7 protein-coding genes and 1 pseudogene are annotated in these 12788 nt (G+C 74.8%); all 8 read right to left on the reverse strand.

What is annotated here, in order from left to right; all coding sequences use genetic code 11:
• Window positions 1–40: 40 nt before the first annotated feature.
• Complete coding sequence (locus tag ABT238_RS31035) at window positions 41–2950, reverse strand: putative bifunctional diguanylate cyclase/phosphodiesterase (protein ID WP_350570165.1); 2910 nt, start codon at window positions 2948–2950, stop codon at window positions 41–43.
• 619 nt (window positions 2951–3569) lie between these two features.
• Window positions 3570–6617 (reverse strand): helix-turn-helix transcriptional regulator, encoded by a 3048-nt coding sequence (locus ABT238_RS31040; RefSeq protein WP_350570148.1) that lies wholly within the window; start codon window positions 6615–6617, stop codon window positions 3570–3572.
• 119 nt (window positions 6618–6736) lie between these two features.
• A complete protein-coding gene (locus ABT238_RS31045) occupies window positions 6737–6898 on the reverse strand; it encodes a hypothetical protein (RefSeq protein WP_350570147.1) in 162 nt (53 codons plus the stop codon).
• 222 nt (window positions 6899–7120) lie between these two features.
• Window positions 7121–8629 (reverse strand): Asp-tRNA(Asn)/Glu-tRNA(Gln) amidotransferase subunit GatB, encoded by a 1509-nt coding sequence (gene gatB, locus ABT238_RS31050; RefSeq protein ID WP_350570145.1) that lies wholly within the window; start codon window positions 8627–8629, stop codon window positions 7121–7123.
• Window positions 8630–8721: 92 nt separating this feature from the next.
• Window positions 8722–8982, reverse strand: coding sequence for a hypothetical protein (locus tag ABT238_RS31055; RefSeq protein ID WP_350570143.1), 261 nt, complete (start codon window positions 8980–8982; stop codon window positions 8722–8724).
• The gene (gene gatA / locus ABT238_RS31060; RefSeq protein WP_350570141.1) at window positions 8979–10472 is read right to left on the reverse strand and encodes an Asp-tRNA(Asn)/Glu-tRNA(Gln) amidotransferase subunit GatA; all 1494 of its coding nucleotides are present in this window, start codon (window positions 10470–10472) and stop codon (window positions 8979–8981) included. Before gatA ends, ABT238_RS31055 begins: the two co-directional genes overlap by 4 nt.
• A 5-nt stretch (window positions 10473–10477) precedes the next feature.
• The gene (gene gatC, locus ABT238_RS31065; protein ID WP_035845952.1) at window positions 10478–10774 is read right to left on the reverse strand and encodes an Asp-tRNA(Asn)/Glu-tRNA(Gln) amidotransferase subunit GatC; all 297 of its coding nucleotides are present in this window, start codon (window positions 10772–10774) and stop codon (window positions 10478–10480) included.
• Window positions 10775–10983: 209 nt separating this feature from the next.
• Window positions 10984–12636: pseudogene (locus ABT238_RS31070) on the reverse strand (putative bifunctional diguanylate cyclase/phosphodiesterase); the annotation flags it as partial.
• Between the last annotated feature and the right edge of the window lie 152 nt (window positions 12637–12788).

A 12788-nucleotide genomic window follows, 5' to 3' on the forward strand; every position in this document is an offset into this window, starting at 1 on the left:
TGCGCATGGCAACGACCTTCCTCCCGTCAAGGCCCGGCTGTCAAGCAGGTGGGACGACCGTCTCGCCATGCGGACCCGCTCCCGGACCGCTCACGGCCTGGTGTTCGGGCAGGTCGGAGGGGTTGTGGTGAGCTGCGACACGTCCCTGCCCGGCCTCGGCGCGCCCACTCGTCCGGGTGTCCGCGGCCGGATAGGCTCGCCGGGCCGGCGGCGGGCCGGGCGGTCGCGGCACGGGGTAGGCGCGGCGGGCCAGGGCGCGCCGCAGCCTGGTCTCGTCCAGTGGCGCGGAGAAGGCCGAGCCCTGCACCTGGCGGCAGCCCAACTCCTGCAGCACGGCCACCTGTCGCGGCAGGTCGACGCCCTCGGCGCCGGTGACCAGGCCGAGGTCCCGGCCGAGCCGCAGGGCGTGCCCGGCGAGCGTGCGGGCGAGCGCGGAGTCGCCCAGGTCGTGCACCAGCGAGCGGTCCAGCTTCAGGCCGTCGAAGGGCAGCCGGGCGAGCGCGCCGAGCGAGCCGCCGCCGGCCCCGAAGCCGGCCAGCGCGGTGGAGACGCCGAGCCGGCGCAGCGCGGCGAGCCGGCGGCCGAGTTCGTCGGCGAACTCGTCCGGGCCCATCCGGGCCACCTCGACGATCAGTTGGCCGCCGGGCAGCCCGCTGTCGCGCAGCGCGGCGGCGACCGTCTCGTACAGGCCGGGCGCGCAGAGCCGTTCGGCGGAGAGCCGGACGGACACCGGGACCGGCGGCGGGGCGGGGCGGCCGCGGGCGGGCATGCCTCGGCGCAGGGCGGCGGCGGAGACCGCCTCGCGGACCAGCCAGCGGGAGAACCGGGCGGCGGCGTCGCCGTGTTCGGTGGAGCGCAGGAACTCGGCGGGGGTGAGCAGCAGCCCCTGCGCGGAGCGCCAGCGGGCCTGCGCCTCGACGGCGGTGACCGCGCCGCTCGCGAGGTCCACCACGGGCTGGTGGAGCAGCGCGAAGCCGCCCTCCCGGACGGCCGCCCGCAGCCGCTCGTCCAGTTCGGTACGGCGCTCCAGGTCGGCGCGCATGGCGGGGGTGTAGAGCATCACCCGGCCCTTGCCCTCGGACTTGGCGCGGTACATCGCGAGGTCGGCGTTGCGCATCAGCTCGTCGGCGGCGGCGCGCGGGTCGGCGGCGGGGCCGCGTTCGGGGCTGCCGAAGGCGATGCCGATGCTGGCGGCGACGCTGAGCTCGCTGCCGCCGATCCAGTACGGCTCGGAGAGCGCGGTGCGTAGCCGTTCGGCGAGCTCCTGGACCTGGAGGCGGCCGAGCGGGCCGCAGACCAGGGCGGCGAACTCGTCGCCGCCGAACCGGGCCACGGTGTCGCCGCAGCGGACGGCGGCCTGGAGCCGGCGGGCGGCCTGGACCAGCAGTTCGTCGCCGACCTGGTGGCCGGCGGAGTCGTTGACCGCCTTGAAGCCGTCCAGGTCGAGGAAGAGCACGGCGACCCCGGTGCCGGCCTCCTCCTGCGGGCCGCGGGCGGCCAGGGCCGCCCGCAGCCGCTGGGTGAACAGCGCCCGGTTGGGCAGGTCGGTGAGCGGGTCGTGGAAGGCGTTGTGCTGCAACTGGGCCTGCAGCATGACCCGTTCGGTGACGTCGCGGCTGTTCAGGATGAGGCCGTCGCGGTACCGGTCGACGGTCGACTCGACGTGCAGCCACTCGCCGGCGCCGGAGCCGATCCGGCACTCCACCCGGGCGGCGGGCAGCGGTTCGGCGCCCGGGTCGCGGTGGGCGGCCAGCCGGCCGCGGGCCAGGAACCGGCGGACCTCCAGCAGCACCCGGTCGACGTCCTCGGGGTGGATGAGGTCCAGCAGGTTGCCGCCGACCAGCTCCTCCGGGTCGCGCCCGTAGACGCCGAGCGCGGCCGGGGAGACGTAGGAGAGCACGCCGTTGGCGCCGGCGATCATGATGACGTCGCTGGAGCCCTGCACCAGGGAGCGGAAGTGCGCCTCCTTGTGGGCGAGTTCCTGGGCCAGCGAGAGGTTGTCGAGCAGCATGATGCCCTGGCGCAGGATCAGCGCGAGGCCGACGGTGCAGGCCGCGGCGGCCACCACCCGGTCCAGCGAGCGCCCGCCGAGGGCGTTGTAGAGGATCCCGGCGGTGCAGACGGCGGCGGCCGCGTACGGGGTGAGCGCGCTGAAGGTGGTGGCGACCCGGCGGCGCGGCAGGCCGCCGAGCGCGGGGTGCTCGCGCAGCGGGCGGCGCCAGCGCGGGGACCACGGCGCCCAGGCGAGCAGCAGGCTGCCCGCGAACCAGCCGGCGTCCAGCAGTTCGCCGGAGTGGTAGCTGCTGCGCAGTTCGGGCGAGGTGAACAGGGCGTCGCAGAGCACGGTGACGGCGAGGCCGACCATGGCGGTGTGGACGGCCGCCCGGTTGCCGTCCCGGCCTCCGAAGCGCAGGCCGACGACCAGCGAGACCAGCAGGATGTCCAGCACCGGGTAGGCCAGGTTGAGGGCCAGCCGCAGCGGGGAGCCGGCCTCGCCGGCGGCGGTGCGGCCGAGCGCGAGGCTCCAGCTGAGGGTGAACAGCGAGCCGGCCACCAGCCAGCCGTCGAGCAGCAGGCAGAGCCAGCCGGCGGCGGTGCGCGGGCGCTGGGCGAGCACCAGGACGCCGGTGATGGCGAGCGGGGCGAACAGCAGGAAGGCGTACTCGGCGAGCGAGTCGGGCGGCAGCGGCTTGCGTTCGACCAGCTCGTACCAGCCCCAGGTGCCGTTGCCGAAGGCGACCATGAGCGAGGAGAGGCCGAACAGCAGCCAGGCCGGGCGGGCGTGGCCGCCGACCGTGCAGCCGTACGCGAGACAGGAGAGCGCGGCGGCGAGGGCGGCCGCGGCCAGGCCGAAGTCGCCCATGAAAACCGCCACTTGGCGCGATCCCCAGCCGAGCGCCGCGCCGAGGACGTAGGCCAGGCAGAGCACTCCGAGGACGGCTCCGGGCAGCTTGCGGCTGTAGAGCGCGCGGCGGAGCGGCCCGGGTCTGCCGCCGCCGGACGGCGGGGCGGGTACGCGGTCGGCGGGGCGGGACGGGCCGCGCGGGAAGGGGCCCGGCGGGCGCGGGGTGTCGGCGGGCGGACCGGCCACGGGCGGCGGTCCGCCCGCGAGCAGGTCGGTGTCCGGCGCCTGCGGCCGTCCGGCTCCGGGCAGCACCGCGTCGGTGGAGCTCACTCGGCCTCTCCCCCTCCGGCCCGGGACCTCGCGCCCCGGTCACGGACCACCGGCCGCGCGCCTGGTGGCCGTACGCGGTGACCTGGCGCCCCGTCGGGGCGGTGGCCCAGGGGGCGGGGGGCCTGCCGGCCGTCCCGCCACACCGATGTTCCCGCTCGGGACCCTACACCACTTCGGTCACTCAATGACACGCACACTCAACTTAGAGTAATGGCCTTGAGGTGGGGAATTGCGCCCGATTCCACCGGAACGGGCCGGTTGGCGGGGGCGCGCGGGCGGGGGCTCACGCGGCGCGCACGGGAGCACGGGGCGGCGCCCGGGCGGCGCCGGCCGGACCGGCGGCGCGGCGGCCGGCCCCGCGGCGCCACGCGGCCGGCCGGTCGGCGGCGGGCGCTCAGCGGCCGGCCGGGGCCAGATCCTCGGGGAACAGCCGCAGACGGTGGGCCAGCGCGGCGGCTTCGCCCCGGCCGGCGACCGCGAGCTTGCCCAGGATGTTGGAGACGTGCACGCTCGCCGTCTTCGGCGAGATGTACAACTCCTCGGCGATCTGCCGGTTGGTGCGCCCCCGCGCGAGCAATCGGAGCACGTCCCGCTCACGGGGGGTGAGGCCGAAGGAGTCCCCGGCCGGCGCCCCCGCGGCGGGGGCGGGACGGCCCGCGACGAGGGCCAGGCCCGCCCGCTCGGCCAGCGCGTCCACCTCGGCGCGCAGCCCGGCGTCGCCCCGGACGGACGCCAGTTCCCGGGCCTCGCGCAGCAGTTCCACCCCCGCCTCGCGCCGTCCGGCCAGCACCTCGGCCTCGCCCGCCCGCAGCAGGGCGAGCGCCAGCGGGTACGGCAGCCCGGTCGGGCGCAGCCACTCGATCGCGGCGGCCCAGTGCGCCGGGGTGTCCGCCCCCTCGGCCCGGGCCAGTTCGCCCTCCAGCAGCCGGGCCCAGCCGTGGTGCAGCGGTACCGTCGGGGTCAGCCCGGCCGCCACCTCGACGATCCTGGCCAGCACCGCGGCCCGGCCCGCCTCGGCCTCCGGCAGGCCCCGGCTGTCCGCCTCGGCCCCCGCGCCGTCGACCAGCAGCGGGAAGAAGTCGGCCAGGTAGCCGCAGGGGAACTCCCCCGCCAGGGCGGCGAGCAGTTCGGCGCGGGCCTCCAGCGGCCGGCCGGCCAGGGCGGCGGTGCGCACCGCGAGCCGGCTGATCGGCACCGAGTGCTGGATCTGGCCGACCCGGTTGGCCGCCCGGGCCTGGGCGAGCAGCGCGGCGGCGCCGGCCAGGTCGCCGCGCAGCAGGGCCAGCTCCCCGCGCAGGCGGTCCAGGAACTCGGCGTGGGTGCCGGTCGGGCTGGTCAGGTCGCCCTCGGCGAGCACCTGTTCGGCCTCGCCGATCCGCCCGAGGTCGATCAGCGCCTCGGCGAGGTTCCCGGTCAGGATGGTGCCGATGTTGCGCTGCAGGCCGTTGCGGCGGGCCGAGTCCAGCCCCTCGCGGGCCAGTTCCGCGGCCTGCTCGGCCCGGCCGAGGCCGCGCAGCAGCGAGGAGAGGTTGTTGAGGCCGCGCAGCAGCAGGTCCGTGGCGCCGAGCCGGCGGGTGGCCGCCACCGCCGCGGTCAGCTGGGCCACCGCCGCCTCCGGGTCGGCGTCCAGGTCGTTGCGCAGCCCGCCGAGGGTCATCAGGGCGTGCTGCTCGACCGCGTGCGCACCCACCTCACGGGCGATCCGGGCGGCCCGCTCGGCGAGCACCACCAGCTCGGGGCGGGGGTTGGCGAGCATGCCGGCGCCGGCCCCGAGGGCGAACACCTCGGCCTGCACCGCGGACGGCGGCAGGTGCTCGACCAGCCGGTGCGCGTAGGCGATCTCCTCCTCGTCACCGGAGCGGCGCAGGTGTCCGAGCATCCGGGCGCGGTTGATCCGGAACCAGGCGGCGCGGGCCGGGTGCTCGGTCTCGTCGACGAGCTTGAGCGCCCGCTTGGCCAGGCTCAGCCCGCGCTCCCGGTCACCGCTGCGGCGGGCCGCGACCACCGCCTCGGCGAGCACGTCGATCAGGCAGAGCCGGTGACAGTCCTCGCCGTGCCGGTCGTCGTCGCAGGAGCAGGGCGGATAGGTCTCGGCCCAGTCGTACGGGCGCAGGGTGCCGGCCAGCTGCTCGGCGGGCACCTCGTCCCACAGTTCCAGGGCCCGCTCCAGCATGCGCAGTTGCTCGGCGAAGGCGTTGCGGCGACGGGCGGCGCGGGCGGCGTCCAGCGCGGTCGGCAGGGCCCGGGCCGGGTCGTGCGCGTGGTACCAGTAGTTGGCCAGCCGGGCCGGCCGGACGTCCGCGCCGACCAGCTGCGGCTCGGCCTCCAGGGCCTCGGCGAACCGGCGGTTGATCCGGTGCCGTTCGCCGGGCAGCAGGTCGTCCGAGACGGCCTCGCGGACCAGGGCGTGCCGGAACCGGTAGCCGTCGCCGTCGGGGTCCGGGCGCAGGATGTTGGCGCCGACGGCGGCGCGCAGCGAGGCGATCAGCTGCTCCTCGTCCTCCAGGACGGCGGCGAGCAGGGCGTGTTCGACGAGCGAGCCGCCCTCGGCGGCGATCCGCAGCACCCGCTGGGTCTCCTCGTCCAGCGCCTCGACCCGGACCAGCAGGATGTCCCGCAGGGAGTCGGTCAGCCCGGTCGAGCAGCCCTCCCGCAGGGCGGTGGCCAGCTCCTCGACGAAGAACGGGTTGCCCTCGGAGCGGCGGTGGATGCGCTCGACCAGCTGCCGGTCGGGAGTGGCGGTGCCGAGGATGCCGGCCAGCTGGGCGGCCACCTCGCCGGGGCCGAAGCGCTCCAGCTCGATCCGGCGCACGGTGCGCAGCCGCTCCAGCTCGGCCAGGAAGGGCCGCAGCGGGTGGCGGCGGTGCAGGTCGTCGCTGCGGTAGGTGGCGACCAGCAGGACCCGGGCCCGGTGCAGGGTGCGGACCAGGTAGGCGAACAGCTCCCGGGTGGAGCGGTCGGACCAGTGCAGGTCCTCGACGGCGAGCACGAAAGTACGGTCCGTGCCGAGCCGTTCGAACAGCCTCGCGGTGTGCTCGAACAGCCGGGCCCGGCCGTACTCGTCGTTGGGTTCGCCGTCGGCCTCGCCGATGTCGGGCAGCAGCCGGGCGAGATGGCCCTCCATCCCGGCGGCGGCGGTCTCCAGCCCGGTGCCCAGGCAGCGGTGCAGCCGGCGCAGCGCGGTGGCCAGCGGCGCGTACGGCAGCCCCTCGGCGCCGACCTCCAGGCAGCCCCCGTCGGTGGTGAGCACGCCCTGGGCGTCCGCCATCCGCAGGAACTCCTCCAGCAGCCGGGTCTTGCCGACGCCCGCCTCGCCGCCGATCAGCACGGTCTGCGGCTCGCCGCGCCCGGCGCGGTGCAGCGCGTCCGTCAGGTCGGTGAGCTCCGGGTCGCGGCCGACGAAGACGGGACTCACCGAGGTCTGCTGCATGGAGGCGAGCATGCCACAAAGGTCCGGCGCCCTCCGAGGGGTTATCGCCGCCGGCGAACGCCCGGAGGGGGAGGCGCTCCCCCGTCGCGCCTCCCCCTCCGTTCCCCGCACGGCACCGTGGTGCCGGTCCGTCAGCATTCGCCGGGACGCACGGCGCGGCGCTGGGTGCGCAGGCCCACGTCGGGGCGCCATCCGGTGCGCTTGGCGGTCCTCGCCGCGCGGACCAGGCGCTGGTGCTCGGCCTGGGCCTGGAGTTCCCGTCCCTGCTGCTTGATGAGCTCGTACTCGATCACGGTGGTTCCCCTCGTGGGTTTCGGTGTCTCTCTCGTTCTGAGTAGAGACTCCTCTCCCAGGGGGGTGGGCGGCATCGGCAGCCTGCCGGATCTTCCCGGGCCGGTGGACCTTAGGCACCCGGGCCCGGGAACGACGAAGGCCCGATCCCACCCCTTATCAAGGGTGAGACCGGGCCTCAGACGACTAAGTAGGCCTTAGATCGCCTTAGACGCCTTGGAAATTCAGGCGGAGACGCCCAGCTTCTCCAGGATCAGATCCTTCACGCGGGCCGCGTCGGCCTGGCCGCGGGTGGCCTTCATGACCGCGCCGACCAGCGCGCCGACGGCCGCGACCTTGCCGTCGCGGATCTTGGCCGCGATCGCCTCGTTCTCGGCGATGGCCTGGTCGACGGCGGCGCCCAGCGCGGAGTCGTCCGAGACGACGGCCAGGCCGCGCTTCTCGACGATCTCGTCCGGCTCGCCCTCGCCGGCCAGCACGCCCTCGATGACCTGGCGGGCCAGCTTGTCGTTCAGCTTGCCCTCGGCGACCAGCGCGGTGACCCGGGCGACCTGCGCCGGGGTGATCGGCTGCTCGGTCAGCTCGGTGCCGGTCTCGTTGGCGCGGCGGGCCAGCTCGCCCATCCACCACTTGCGGGCCTGGTCGGCCGGGGCGCCGGCGGCGATGGTCTCCTGGATCGGCTCGACGGCGCCGGCGTTCAGCACCGCCTGCATGTCCTTGTCCGACAGGCCCCACTCGGCCTGCAGCCGGGCCCGGCGCACCCGCGGCAGCTCGGGCAGCGCGGCGCGCAGCTCCTCGACCCACGCGCGGGACGGCGCGACCGGGACCAGGTCCGGCTCCGGGAAGTACCGGTAGTCCTCGGCGTTGTCCTTGATCCGGCCGCTGGTGGTGCTGCCGTCGTCCTCGTGGAAGTGCCGGGTCTCCTGGACGATCGTGCCGCCGTCGGTCAGCACCGTGGCGTGCCGCTGGATCTCGAACCGGGCGGCCCGCTCGACGCTGCGCAGCGAGTTGACGTTCTTGGTCTCCGAGCGGGTGCCGAAGGTCTCGGTGCCGTTCGGGCGCAGCGACAGGTTGACGTCGCAGCGCATCTGGCCCTTGTCCATCCGGGCCTCGGAGACGCCCAGCGAACGGATCAGCTCGCGCAGCTCGGCGACGTACGCGCGGGCGACCTCGGGGGCCCGCTCGCCGGCGCCGGTGATCGGCTTGGTGACGATCTCGATCAGCGGGATGCCGGCCCGGTTGTAGTCCAGCAGCGAGTGGGTCGCGCCGTGGATGCGGCCGGTGGCGCCGCCGACGTGGCTGGACTTGCCGGTGTCCTCCTCCATGTGGGCGCGCTCGATCTCCACGCGGAAGGTCGAGCCGTCCTCCAGCTGCACGTCGAGGTAGCCGTTGAAGGCGATCGGCTCGTCGTACTGCGAGGTCTGGAAGTTCTTCGGCATGTCCGGGTAGAAGTAGTTCTTCCGCGCGAACCGGCACCACTCGGCGATCTCGCAGTTCAGTGCCAGGCCGATCTTGACGGCCGACTCCACGCCCACCGCGTTGACCACCGGCAGCGAGCCCGGCAGCCCCAGGCAGGTCGGGCAGACCTGGCTGTTCGGCTCGGCACCCAGCTCGGTCGAACAACCGCAGAACATCTTGGTCTTGGTACCCAGCTCGACGTGGACCTCCAGGCCCATCACCGGGTCGTACGACGCGAGAGCGTCCTCGTAGGAGACCAGGTTCTTGACGCTCACAGCGTCCCCTTCACTCAAAAAGTCTTCGGTGGTGCGGGCCCGGCCCGTACCCCTTCGTACGGCGGGTACAGGCCGGGGCCCCACAGGCTGGGTCAGCCCAGCAGGACGTCGTCGTCGCCGAGGCGGCGCAGCTCGCGCACCAGCAGGGCGGTGCCGGTGACCAGGGCGGCGGCGCCGACCAGGGCGTTGACCAGCTTGAGGGTGTCGCTCTCGTCGCGGGCCTTGCGGACGTCCTTGACGATGGAGATCGCGCCGAACGCGCTGGTCCCGATGGACAGCCAGAGCCCGGGCTTGGAGTGCTTCCACCCCTTCAAAGAAGTGGACTGGGCCTTCGCCTTGTCGATCTTGCTCACAGTGCCGGTGCCTCCTCCAGCAGGGTGTGCCCCCACTTGTCGTTGAGCGCGGCCTCGACGGCGCCGCCCACGCGGTACAGGCGGTCGTCCGCCATCGCGGGTGCGATGATCTGCAGGCCGACCGGGAGATTGTCCTCCGGGGCCAGGCCGCACGGCAGCGACATGGCCGCGTTGCCCGCCAGGTTGGACGGAATCGTGCAGAGGTCGGCCAGATACATCGCCATCGGGTCGTCGGCGCGCTCGCCGATCGCGAAGGCGGTGGTCGGGGTGGTCGGCGACACCAGGACGTCCACGCCGGCGAAGGCGGCGTCGAAGTCGCGGGAGATCAGCGTGCGCACCTTCTGGGCCGAGCCGTAGTAGGCGTCGTAGTAGCCCGAGGAGAGCGCGTAGGTGCCCAGGATGATGCGGCGCTTGACCTCGGGGCCGAAGCCGGCCTCACGGGTCAGCGCGGTGACCTCCTCGGCGGAGCGGGTGCCGTCGTCGCCGACCCGCAGGCCGTAGCGCATCGCGTCGAAGCGGGCCAGGTTGGACGAGGCCTCACTGGGCGCGATCAGGTAGTACGCGGGCAGCGCCAGGGTGAACGACGGGCAGGAGACCTCGACGACCTCGGCGCCCAGCTCGCGCAGCAGCTCCACCGACTCGTTGAAGCGCTGCATCACGCCGGCCTGGTAACCCTCGCCGGCGAACTCCTTGACCACGCCGATCCGCATGCCGCGGATGTCGCGCATCCGGGCGGCCTCGACCACGGCCGGGACCGGCGCGTCGATCGAGGTGGAGTCCAGCGGGTCGTGGCCGGCGATGGCCTCGTGCAGCAGCGCCGCGTCCAGCACGGTGCGGGCGCACGGGCCGCCCTGGTCCAGGCTGCTGGAGAAGGCCACCAGGCCGTAGCGGGAGACCGAGCCGTAGGTCGGCTTCACGCCGACGGTGCCGGTGACGGCGCCGGGCTGGCGGATCGAGCCGCCGGTGTCGGTGCCGATCGCCAGCGGGGCCTCGAAGGCGGCCAGCGCGGCCGCCGAGCCGCCGCCGGAGCCGCCGGGGATCCGGGAGAGGTCCCACGGGTTGCCGGTGGTGCCGTAGGCGGAGTTCTCGGTGGAGGAGCCCATCGCGAACTCGTCCATGTTGGTCTTGCCGAGGATGACGACGCCGGCGTCCTTGAGCCGCGAGGTCAGGGTGGCGTCGTACGGCGGGATCCAGCCCTCAAGGATCTTCGAGCCGCAGGTGGTCGGCACGCCCTTGGTGGTGAAGACGTCCTTGAGCGCCAGCGGGACACCGGCCAGCGGGCCCAGCTCCTCGCCCTTGGCGCGCTTCTCGTCGACGGCCCGGGCCGCGCTCAGCGCGCCCTCGGTGTCGACGTGCAGGAAGGCGTTGACCTTCTGGTCGACGGCCTCGATGCGGTCCAGGTGCGCCTGCGCGACCTCGACGGCGGAGACCTCGCCCTTCGCGATGGCGGTGGCCGTCTCGGCGGCGGTGTAACGGATCAGGTCGGTCATCTCGGTCAGTCCTCCCCGAGGATCTGCGGCACACGGAAACGCTGCTCCTCGGCGGCCGGGGCGCCGGCCAGCGCCTGCTCCGGGGTGAGCGACGGCCGGACCTCGTCCGCGCGCATGACGTTGGTCAGCGGCAGCGGGTGGGAGGTGGGCGGGACGTCCTGTCCGGCGACCTCGGAAACGCGGGCGACCGCGCCGATGATCACGTCGAGCTGCTCGGCGAAGTGGTCCAGCTCTTCGGCCTGCAACTCAAGACGCGACAGCCGAGCGAGGTGGGCGACCTCCTCGCGCGTGATGCCAGGCATGCAGCGATCCTCAGGGTGAGTTCTGGTGAGGCCCGGCTCCGCCTTCCGGCGGCACCGGGCCCGGGCCGGGAGCGGCCGGTCCGGCACTCCCGTCCTCGTGGTCTGTGGTCCCCATCCTATGGGGCGCGGCCCGGCCACCGGCCAACGACCAGCGGCGGCCCGGGGTCACCCCCGCCGCGCGGCCCGGCCCGCGGCGGCCCGCGGCCGTCCTACTGCGGGCGGGTCGGCGCCCAACTCTGCTGCGGGGACGCCTGGATCTCCAGCGCGGCGGCCTGCACCGCCTGGACCACCGGCGGCAGGGCGGGCTTGATCACCGGCGGCAGCCGGTCGGCGGTGGCGGCGAGCCGCTCCACCGGCGGGGCGCCGGTGCGGTGCACCCGCAGCCAGGCGGTGGCCTGCTCGGCCGGCAGCGCGGCGGAGACCAGCCAGCCCTGCACCGCGTCCACGCCCATGCAGTTCAGCCGCTCCCAGGTCTCGTCGTCCTCGACGCCCTCGGCGACCACGGTCAGGCCGAGCGAGTGCGCCAGCTCGACCGAGCAGCGGACCACCGCCGCGTCGTGGTCGTCGGCGACCATCCGGGAGACGAAGGAGCGGTCGATCTTCAGCTCGCCCACCGGCAGGCTGCGCAGCCGTACCAGCGAGGAATGACCGGTCCCGAAGTCGTCCAGGGACATCCCGACCCCGTAGCCGCGCAGCTCGGCGAGGGTGTCGGCGGCCCGCCGGGAGTCGTCCAGCAGCAGCCGCTCGGTGATCTCCAGCTGGAGCGCGTGGGCCGGCACCTGGTGGCGCACGAGGTGGCCGGCGACCCGCTGGGCGAAGCCGGGGTTGAGCACGTCGCGCGGCGAGACGTTCACCGCGACCTGCACCTGCAGGCCCTGCTCGCGCCAGTGGGCGAGCTGGCCGACGGCGGCCTCCAGTACGTAGTCGGTCAGCCGGGGCATCAGCCCGCTGGACTCGGCGAGGCCGACGAACTCGTCCGGCGAGACCCGGCCCTGGCCCGGGCGCTCCCAGCGCAGCAGCGCCTCCAGCCCGACCACCCGGCCGTCGAAGGCGACCTTGGGCTGGTAGTGCAGCTGCACCTCGCCGGTCTCCAGGGCCCGCCGCAGGTCGCCCAGCAGGCCGATCCGGTACGGGGTGTCGGCGTCCTGCGCCTCGTCGTACTGCTCGACCGAGGTGCGGCCGCGCTGCGCGTGACCCATCGCGACGTCGGCGCGGCGCAGCAGCGACTCGGCGTCCTGGGCGTGCTGGGGGAAGACGCAGACGCCCGCGCTGGCCTCCAGGACGAGCAGCAGGCCGTCGAGCCGGATCGGCGCGGCCAGTTCGGCGATCAGCGCCTTGGCCACCTTCTCCAGCGAGTCCGGGCAGCCGATGCCGGGCAGCAGGACGGCGAACTCGTCGCCGCCCATCCGGGCCACCATCGGGCGGCCTCGGTAGTGCCGGGGCAGGCCGGCGAAGACGTCGTCGATGGACTCGCGGGTGGCGCTGCCCGCGGCCCCGCCGGAGCGCAGGGCGCGGTGCAGCCGGCGGGCGATGTGGACGAGCAGCCGGTCGCCGGCGGTATGGCCGAGGGTGTCGTTGAGCGACCGGAAGCGGTCGAGGTCGAGCAGGATCAGACCGACGCTGTACCCCTCGGAGTGCTCGGCGATCGACTCCTGGGCGGCGAGGAGTAACGCCTGGCGGTTGGGCAGGTCGGTCAGCGGGTCGGTGAGCTGGTCGCGCGCCCGGTCCCGGGCGATCCGCCAGGCGGCGACCAGGACGGCCAGCGGCACCGCGAACAGCGGCAGCAGTTCCGCCTCGTAGCGGTAGACCAGCACGGCCAGCGGGATGAGCGGCGCCGCGCCGGCCAGCAGCACGCCGAGCAGCAGGACGGCCCCCGCCACCCCCTGCGGCGGGCGAGTGGGCGCGCCGCCGGTCGTATGATCCATAAGCCCTGTCCTCCGTCGGGCCCGCCCCGTCAGGCCGCCTAGCGGTGAGGCACCGTACCGGTACCGGCAGCCTGCCGGGCATGGAGCGG

The organism is Kitasatospora sp. NPDC001527 (genome assembly GCF_040298605.1).
Classification (GTDB): Bacteria; Actinomycetota; Actinomycetes; order Streptomycetales; family Streptomycetaceae; genus Kitasatospora.

Bases quoted from the DNA above. Each gene is read 5' to 3' on its own strand.
- ABT238_RS31040 (WP_350570148.1), bottom strand. From the start codon at position 6,617: ATGCTCGCCTCCATGCAGCAGACCTCGGTGAGTCCCGTCTTCGTCGGC.
- gatA (WP_350570141.1), bottom strand. From the start codon at position 10,472: ATGACCGACCTGATCCGTTACACCGCCGCCGAGACGGCCACCGCCATC.
- gatC (WP_035845952.1), bottom strand. From the start codon at position 10,774: ATGCCTGGCATCACGCGCGAGGAGGTCGCCCACCTCGCTCGGCTGTCG.